The following is a 7,878-nucleotide window of genomic DNA, read 5'->3' as shown; positions in this document are numbered from 1 at the left end:
AGAGGTACTTGTGATGGTTTATGTACAATTGACCAATGTGGAGTTTTAAAAAATCTAGCTTGATTATCTAGACCTATGCTTTTTTCAAAAACTCTGTATATCTTTACTTAAGGCTGCAAAAAGTTTAAGGTTACTCAAATTCTGTGATCAGATCTTTGATAGATCTGGACAGCTTCTTTATTGGTGTTTTAAATACAGATTTGTGTATGAAGAGAAAAACATTTCTAATCCAGATATTGGTACTCTTATTCACATTCCAGAATATTTGGAGTGTGGCAGAGGCCGCGTGTCTGCATGAAATGCCAAACATACCCAATTCAATACTCTCTAATCCAATCGATTTAGACGAAAAGAGTGATAGTCCTCGTCAAGCACTTTATTCCCTAGAAAACTATAAAGAAATCTATGACTATTGTCAGAAGGTTTGTTTTAACGAAAAGTGCAGTCATTTCTCAAATACAATCGTGATTCAGATTGACCCACCCGATGATCTGAAGCTTAAAGCTGATTTTGAGACCGGCATTACCCCAACTTATTTGGGAATAACTTTTTATAAATCCCCTTATCTGAATCAATTAACCCCGCCTCCCGATTTGCCCCTACTATTGGTGGGGTAGTCTTATAAAAGCCCACCACTCCTAATTTCATTATGCGTGGGGCATTTTCATGTCAAAAAACAAATTACATCAGGATACCTCCATCCTGAATTTATCCTGGTCAGCCTTAGGTAGCGGTATCTTGCTATCTGCAATGATCAGCATCAGTACTTCCGTAGTCGCCAGTACTCAAGATTTAACGCTGCAGCAAGCTATTGAGCAGGTTAACCAATATCAAGCGTCCCAAAATTTCTGGGAAACGCAAAATAGTATTAATGCCACGAATCTTCAGCAAAGTAAGCTGTTTAAAAATCCTGAATTGTCAGTTGAACAAACGGGCTTTGGTTCAAATAATGAAAAAGAGCTTGCCATTGGCATATCACAACCCTTGGATATTTTTGGTGAGCGAAAAGCAAACCAAAAATTAGCCAGTCTCTCTACAGATAAAACAGCACTGAAGCAGAAGATTTATCAAGCGCAAATTGAGCTTGCGGTGAAATATGTATGGTCACAACTGGCCATTGCTGAACTTGAAAGAAACATTGTCAATGAACAACTTCGGGTGAGTGAAGAAAACCTTAAAGCGATCGAGAAGCGCTTTACTGCGGGCGGTATCGCGCAAGTAGATGTGAATCGCGCACGTTTAAGTCATGCTGAAAATATACGCCTTTTTAGACAGGCAGACTTACAGGTACAAGTGGCCACCCAACAATTATCAAATTTATGGGGTACGTCTGATAAGTCATTGCAGGTAAACCTCTCTTCACAAAAGCTCTGGCCAAAATCGACTCATGGACAGGTTCAAGAATATTTAGCGGAAAACTACGTTGAGAAATATCGAGCTTTACTGGTATTAGAGTCTCAAGCAACGGTTGATCAACTAAGAGCAAAGGCACGTCCTAACCCCACTTTAAACCTAGGTGTCAACCGCACCCAATCCTTGGAAAACTCCACACAAAATCAATTAGTAGTCGGAGTTAGTGTACCGCTTAATATTTTCGATCGTCAGCAAAATGGCATAAAAATCGCGCAAGAAAAAATGAACTTATTAGAGCGTCAGAAAGAATTTTATCTGAAGCAAAATGCGCTGCAAATAGGCACAATTTTAACCGAGTTGCAGGGTTTAGAGCTGCAATTCAAAGTCGTTGACGAGACTCAAATTCCTTTGGCGACTCAAGTTCAAAGTAAGACGCTACAAGGTTTCTTGGCAGGCAAGTTTGCTTTAACCGATGTTCAGCAAGCCACGCTTCAATTACAAGACATCCGTCTGCGTAAAGTCCAGTTGTTACGGGATGGCTGGCAAAAGGCCATTGAAGCAGAAAGTTTGAGCTTAGGCATTAGCCCAAGTGAAGTCATGTCGAAAGATGCTATTGCACAAATCAATCAAAACTTATGGCAAGACATACAGGCCATGCCTGTCATTGGTGGGGGAAATTAACATGTTCGATCTTAAAAACAGCTTAAAAAAACAGAGCGGAAAAATCTCTCAACCTCTACTGATTGGTTTGGTCATCGGCGCAACCGTACTCCTCAGTATTTTCTTGATCTTGTCGGGTAAGAATAAATCTGAAACATCAGATGAACATGCAGAGGAAGAAGGCGCAGAGGAACATGGAAGTGAAGAACATGGCGGTGAAACCGAAGAGCATGCAGAAGGCGTGAGCCTGACGGCCAAGCAACTGGTGGAACAGGGCATACAGTTATCAGCGGTCGATCAAGGTCCGGTGGTTAAATTAAGTTCTTATCCTGCCAAACTCAATGTGAATACGGATCAGCAAGCGCATGTCTCACCGAGTTTTAGCGGTCATGTAGAAAATGTTTATGTAGAACTCGGCCAAAAAGTTCAGAAAGGGCAGCCTTTGGCTACATTGCTTGTTCCTGATCTAGTTGATCAGCAGGCCAATCTTAAAATTGAACAAACCAATCTGGAACTGGCGAAACAAGACTTTGAGCGTGAGCGTCAATTGTGGTCACAGGGTATCTCAGCAAAACAGGACTATCAACGGGCTTATAACAGTTATAAACGGGCACAAATCCAGGTTCAAGCGGCCCAATCACGTTTAAGTGCATTTGGTGCAGTGAATGCTAGTAACGGGCGCTATATTTTAAAAGCCCCAATTTCTGGCGTGATCAGTAAAAAGGATTTGGTTCTCGGGGAAAATGTTCAGTTAGCAAGTCAACTCTTTACCATAGACCGGTTAGATCAGCTCTGGCTTGAATTTATTGTTCCAAATTCTGAAATTGTGGGCTTAGCCCCGAATCAAAAGATCGAATTTAAATCTTTGCAAACTGAAAAGGTCTATAGGGCGGTTATTCAAACCTTAAATACTGAAGCGGATATTCAAACAGGTCGTCTTCAGGTGCGAGCAAAAGTTGAATCGAATGCAACCGAATTACGTCCAAACTTGATGGTAAACGTACAGTTGCAACAACGCAGTGAAAGTACCGCATTACGGGTGCTTAAGTCCGCAGTTCAGAATGTCGATGGAAAAGATGTGGTTTTTGTCGCCACTCAGCATGGACAAAAAGTTGAATTCACTCCGCAACCGGTGAAATTAGGTCAATCGTCTGGGGATAGCCAGTGGATTGAAGTGGTAAATGGGCTTAATCAGGGACAAAAATATGCCGCTCAAGGCAGTTTCTTACTGAAATCTGAGATGGAAAAAGGAGAGGCTTCACATGAGCACTAAAAGCCCTCACATTCCAGACCACGAATCGGTAAAACCTGAAGGGCTGTTTGATCGGCTGATCCAGTTTTCTATTCATAACGCCATTTGGATTATGCTGTTTATTGCAGCCTGGATTGCTATTGGTATTTATAGTTATCAAAAGTTACCGATTGATGCTGTACCGGATATTACCAATACTCAGGTGCAGATTAACACTTCAGCCAATGGCTTTACGGCTTTGGAAATGGAACAGCGGATTACCTATCCAATTGAGAATGCCATGTCAGGCATGCCGAAAATGGAACAAACCCGTTCGATTTCACGCTACGGCTTATCGCAAGTGACCATCATTTTTGAAGATGGCACGGATATTTACTGGGCCAGACAGCTTATCAACCAGCGCTTGCAAGAAGCAATGGGAGAAATGCCTGAAGATGTGCAACCTAACATGTCGCCTATTTCGACAGGTTTAGGTGAAATCTATCAATGGGTGATTAAAGCCGAACCAAATGCTAAAAAGCCGGATGGAACCGCTTATTCGGCGATGGATTTACGTGAAATTCAGGATTGGATTGTAAGACCGCAATTACAGCGCGTAAAAGGCGTTGCTGAGATCAACAGTATCGGTGGCTTTAATAAAACCTATGTGGTTGCCCCTGATCTGAACCGATTGCAACAATTGCAAATTCCTTTGTCTGATTTACAAACTGCCTTAACAGAGAATAATGAAAACCGTGGTGCTGGCTATATTGAGAAAAATGGACAACAGCTAACGGTTCGTGTTCCCGGCACTTTAAACACGATTGAAGATATCCAGAACATCAGTATTGCCAATAAAAACGGCTATCCGATTCGGGTGGCAGATGTCGCCAATGTCTCAATTGGTCATGACTTAAGAACAGGGGCTGCAACCTATAATGGTGAAGAAACTGTATTGGGTATTGCCATGATGATGATGGGAGAAAATAGCCGTACCGTTGCTCAAGCCATTGATGAAAAGGTGCAATCGATCCAGCAATCGCTACCTAAAGGTGTGGTGATTGAGACTGTGTATGACCGTACGCATTTGGTTGATCGGGCGATCAAAACCGTTCAGAAAAATTTGATTGAGGGTGCAATCCTCGTCATTGTTATTTTATTTCTCTTTCTAGGTAATTTCCGTGCTGCGCTGATCACGGCTTGCGTTATTCCACTGTCAATGCTGTTTACCTTGACGGGAATGGCAGAGCAGAAGATTAGTGCAAATCTGATGAGTTTAGGGGCACTGGACTTCGGTATTATTATTGATGGTGCAGTGGTTATTGTAGAAAACTGTATCCGTCGGCTAGCAGAAGCTCAGAAGCTGAAAGGTGGTTTACTTAGCCGTTCTGAAAGATTTAAAGAAGTCTTCTTGGCTGCAAAACAGGCGCGTCGTCCTCTCATCTTTGGACAGTTAATTATTTTGGTGGTTTATCTACCTATCTTTACCCTGACGGGTGTAGAAGCCAAACTTTTCCATCCTATGGCAATGACTGTTGTACTGGCTTTAATTGGGGCCATGATTTTATCTGTCACTTTTGTGCCAGCCGCAGTTGCCCTATTTGTCACTGGAGAAGTCAAGGAAACCGAAAGTCGCTGGATGCATTGGCTTAAAACCAAATATGAACTGCTTTTAGATAAAGCCTATGAGCTTCGTTTATTTGTGACTATTGTGGCTGCCTGTATTTTAGTGCTTACGGGCGTGCTAGCCACTCAAACAGGTAGCGAGTTTGCACCTCAACTGGGTGAAGGTGATTTTGCTGTTCAGCAAATGCGTTCCCCAAGTACAGGGTTAGAACAGTCACTGAGAATGCAGGAAAATACTGAAAAGTTACTGTTGAAAGAATTTCCTGAAATTAAAGCGATCTTTGCCCGTACCGGTACAGCAGAAGTGGCCACAGATGTTATGCCACCCAACATTTCAGATGGCGTGGTACTGTTAAAACCTCATGATGAATGGCCTGATCCAAAACAAACGATTGATGAGCTTCGCCAAAGAATGATTACTTTCTTAGCGACATTGCCGGGAAATAACAGTGAGTTCTCGCAACCCATTGAACTACGCTTTAACGAGTTAATTTCAGGGGTGCGAAGTGATGTGGGTGTCAAATTATTTGGTGATGACATGGAGATTCTAAATCGCGAAGCGAATAAAATTTCTCAAAAAATTAACTCAATTTCAGGCGCGACAGCCGTTAATGTAGAACAGACCAGTGGCTTACCCTTGTTGAATGTAGAGGTGGATAAGTCCAGAGCTGCACAATATGGCTTGTCGGTAAGAGCAATTCAGGATCTGGTAGCTACAAGTGTCGGTGGCCAGAATGTTGGAACAATTTTACAGGGAGACAAGCGTTTTGATTTTGTCATCCGTCTAGATGAATCCCAGCGTAGTCCTGAACAGTTAGCGGTACTTCCTATTCAATTGCCGAATGGTGGTTTAGTCCAACTGCAAGATGTGGCACGCGTTGAAAATATCCTGGGTATTAATCAGGTCAGCCGTGAAAATGGTAAACGTCGAGTGGTTATTACTGCAAATGTAGAAGGACGTGATTTAGGCTCATTCGTAACAGAGCTTCAGAGCACGTTATCCAAACAGGAATTACCAAGCGGTTATTGGATAGATTATGGCGGTCAATTTCAAAATCTGATGTCTGCAAAAGCGCGTATGCAATTGGTGGTTCCGCTCGCATTGTTGACGATCTTTATTTTATTGATGGCTGTATTCCATAATATCAAAGAAAGCTTACTGGTCTTTAGTGGTGTACCGTTTGCCTTATGTGGAGGCTTAATCGCGTTGTGGTTGCGTGACATTCCATTATCGATGTCAGCAGGGGTTGGCTTCATTGCACTATCGGGGGTGGCTGTACTGAATGGTTTAGTCATGCTTACCTTTATCAAAGAGCTGCGACAACAATATGACCTTTATTATGCAACGTGGCAGGGTGCAATTTTGCGTTTAAGACCTGTGTTAATGACCGCTTGTGTTGCTTCCCTTGGGTTTGTTCCGATGGCTTTGGCAACCGGGACTGGGGCAGAAGTACAGAGACCTTTAGCGACTGTAGTAATTGGAGGAATTATCTCCTCTACCCTGCTTACATTGGTTTTATTGCCTGTACTGTACCGCTGGATGAATGAAAAGAAAGCTTCTTAATCCATTAGATTAAGCAATTTTTAGCAGAGATATTGGGTCTGTCTCAAGTATCTCTGCTAATCATGGATTGAATAAGGAAAATTTTATGTCAGAACATCATGATCATAGCCATGCGGTTGTTACTGAAGGAAATAGTAAGAAATTAATGTTTGCTTTGGGTTTAACGACTACTTTTTTAATAGTAGAAGTTGTCGCTGCTTTTATTACCCAAAGTTTAGCATTACTGTCTGATGCCGCTCACATGTTTACTGATGTAGCCGCATTAGCTATTGCTCTTGCTGCTATCAAAATTGGTAAAAAAGCCGCAGATGATAAAAGAACTTTTGGCTATCAGCGATTCGAAATTTTAGCGGCTCTGTTTAATGCAGTGATGCTTTTTGTGGTGGCGATATATATTGTCTATGAAGCTTACCAACGTTTTACGAATCCTGCTGAAATTCAAAGTATTGGAATGATGATTGTCGCAGTCATTGGTTTGGTCATAAATTTGATTTCAATGAAAATCCTTTCTGCGAGTGCTGAAGGAAGTCTAAATGTGAAAGGCGCATATTTAGAAGTTCTTAGTGATGCACTGGGATCGATAGGCGTGATTATCGGAGGAGTGGTCATTTATTTTACCCAGTGGATGTGGGTAGATACCTTAATCGCTGTGTTAATTGGCTTCTGGGTCTTACCTCGAACTTGGGTTTTATTAAAACAAAGTATCCATATTTTGCTTGAAGGGGTTCCTGATGAGATTGATATTGAGTCGTTAAGAAATGATTTATTGATGCTAGAGGGTGTTGAAGGGATTCATCAGTTGAAAGTCTGGGCTATATCTTCAAAAAACATTCATTTAACTGCTCATTTAGTTGCTCCTAATAGCGATCCAGATCAGCTCTATCAAAAGGCCTTAGACGTTCTAAAACATAATCATAGTATTACTGAAATTACGTTACAAATAGAAAGTACGGAATGTAATACATTGGAACAGCATAAACATTAAAGTGCTGCTCTTTCTACATAATGGACAGATGACTAGGCTGATAAACCTTACCATTTTCCTGTATTACACTTCTATTTATCACACGCACTTTAAACACCATCCTGAGACATTTTAAAATTACAAGAATGTAATTTATGAGTCCTCTGGGTGTTAATTCTTTAAAGTTAGAATATCTAACAAGTATTAAATGAGAGTAAATAAACATGCTATTCAAAAATAAATTTTGTACTAAATTACTGTTAATTAGTGCATTCTTTAGTATCGCAAGTTTTAGTTATGCAGATGGCGGATTGTTATTTCTTGAAAAAAATTTAAAAGCTTCTAAAGTTGAAAATTCTAAACAAAAACAAGTTAAAAATAATGAATCAAATGAATCAAATGAATCAAATGAATCAAATGAATCAAATGAATCAAATGAATCAAATGAATCAAATGAATCAAATGAATCAAATGAATCAA

General features: G+C 40.8%; 5 protein-coding genes and 2 pseudogenes. All 7 read left to right on the top strand.

Annotation, left to right across the window (positions count from 1 at the left end; translation table 11 throughout):
* Positions 1-63 (top strand): annotated as a pseudogene (locus NI462_RS14310) (MerR family transcriptional regulator); the annotation flags it as partial.
* Between the two features lie 143 nt (positions 64-206).
* Positions 207-617 (top strand): hypothetical protein, encoded by a 411-nt coding sequence (locus NI462_RS14305; RefSeq protein ID WP_039624319.1) that lies wholly within the window; start codon positions 207-209, stop codon positions 615-617.
* Between the two features lie 49 nt (positions 618-666).
* Positions 667-2,034, top strand: coding sequence for a TolC family protein (locus tag NI462_RS14300; RefSeq protein WP_180001850.1), 1,368 nt, complete (start codon positions 667-669; stop codon positions 2,032-2,034).
* Between the two features lies 1 nt (position 2,035).
* The gene (locus NI462_RS14295; RefSeq protein WP_086197158.1) at positions 2,036-3,286 is read left to right on the top strand and encodes an efflux RND transporter periplasmic adaptor subunit; all 1,251 of its coding nucleotides are present in this window, start codon (positions 2,036-2,038) and stop codon (positions 3,284-3,286) included.
* Positions 3,276-6,434, top strand: coding sequence for an efflux RND transporter permease subunit (locus NI462_RS14290; protein WP_180081775.1), 3,159 nt, complete (start codon positions 3,276-3,278; stop codon positions 6,432-6,434). The genes NI462_RS14295 and NI462_RS14290 overlap by 11 nt, the downstream gene beginning before the upstream one ends.
* Before the next feature lie 85 nt (positions 6,435-6,519).
* Entirely contained in the window at positions 6,520-7,419 is a 900-nt protein-coding gene (locus NI462_RS14285) for a cation diffusion facilitator family transporter (RefSeq protein ID WP_016165559.1), read from the top strand.
* A gap of 203 nt (positions 7,420-7,622) precedes the next feature.
* Positions 7,623-7,802, top strand: a pseudogene (locus tag NI462_RS14280) (hypothetical protein); the annotation flags it as partial.
* Positions 7,803-7,878 lie beyond the last annotated feature (76 nt).

This window comes from Acinetobacter lwoffii, from assembly GCF_024129715.1.
Lineage (GTDB): Bacteria > Pseudomonadota > Gammaproteobacteria > Pseudomonadales > Moraxellaceae > Acinetobacter > Acinetobacter lwoffii_U.
The sequence above is the reverse complement of the archived record's forward strand: the minus strand, read 5'-3'. Positions and strand labels throughout refer to the sequence as shown.

Bases quoted from the DNA above. Each gene is read 5' to 3' on its own strand.
- NI462_RS14305 (WP_039624319.1), top strand. From the start codon at position 207: ATGAAGAGAAAAACATTTCTAATCCAGATATTGGTACTCTTATTCACA.
- NI462_RS14300 (WP_180001850.1), top strand. From the start codon at position 667: ATGTCAAAAAACAAATTACATCAGGATACCTCCATCCTGAATTTATCC.
- NI462_RS14295 (WP_086197158.1), top strand. From the start codon at position 2,036: ATGTTCGATCTTAAAAACAGCTTAAAAAAACAGAGCGGAAAAATCTCT.
- NI462_RS14290 (WP_180081775.1), top strand. From the start codon at position 3,276: ATGAGCACTAAAAGCCCTCACATTCCAGACCACGAATCGGTAAAACCT.
- NI462_RS14285 (WP_016165559.1), top strand. From the start codon at position 6,520: ATGTCAGAACATCATGATCATAGCCATGCGGTTGTTACTGAAGGAAAT.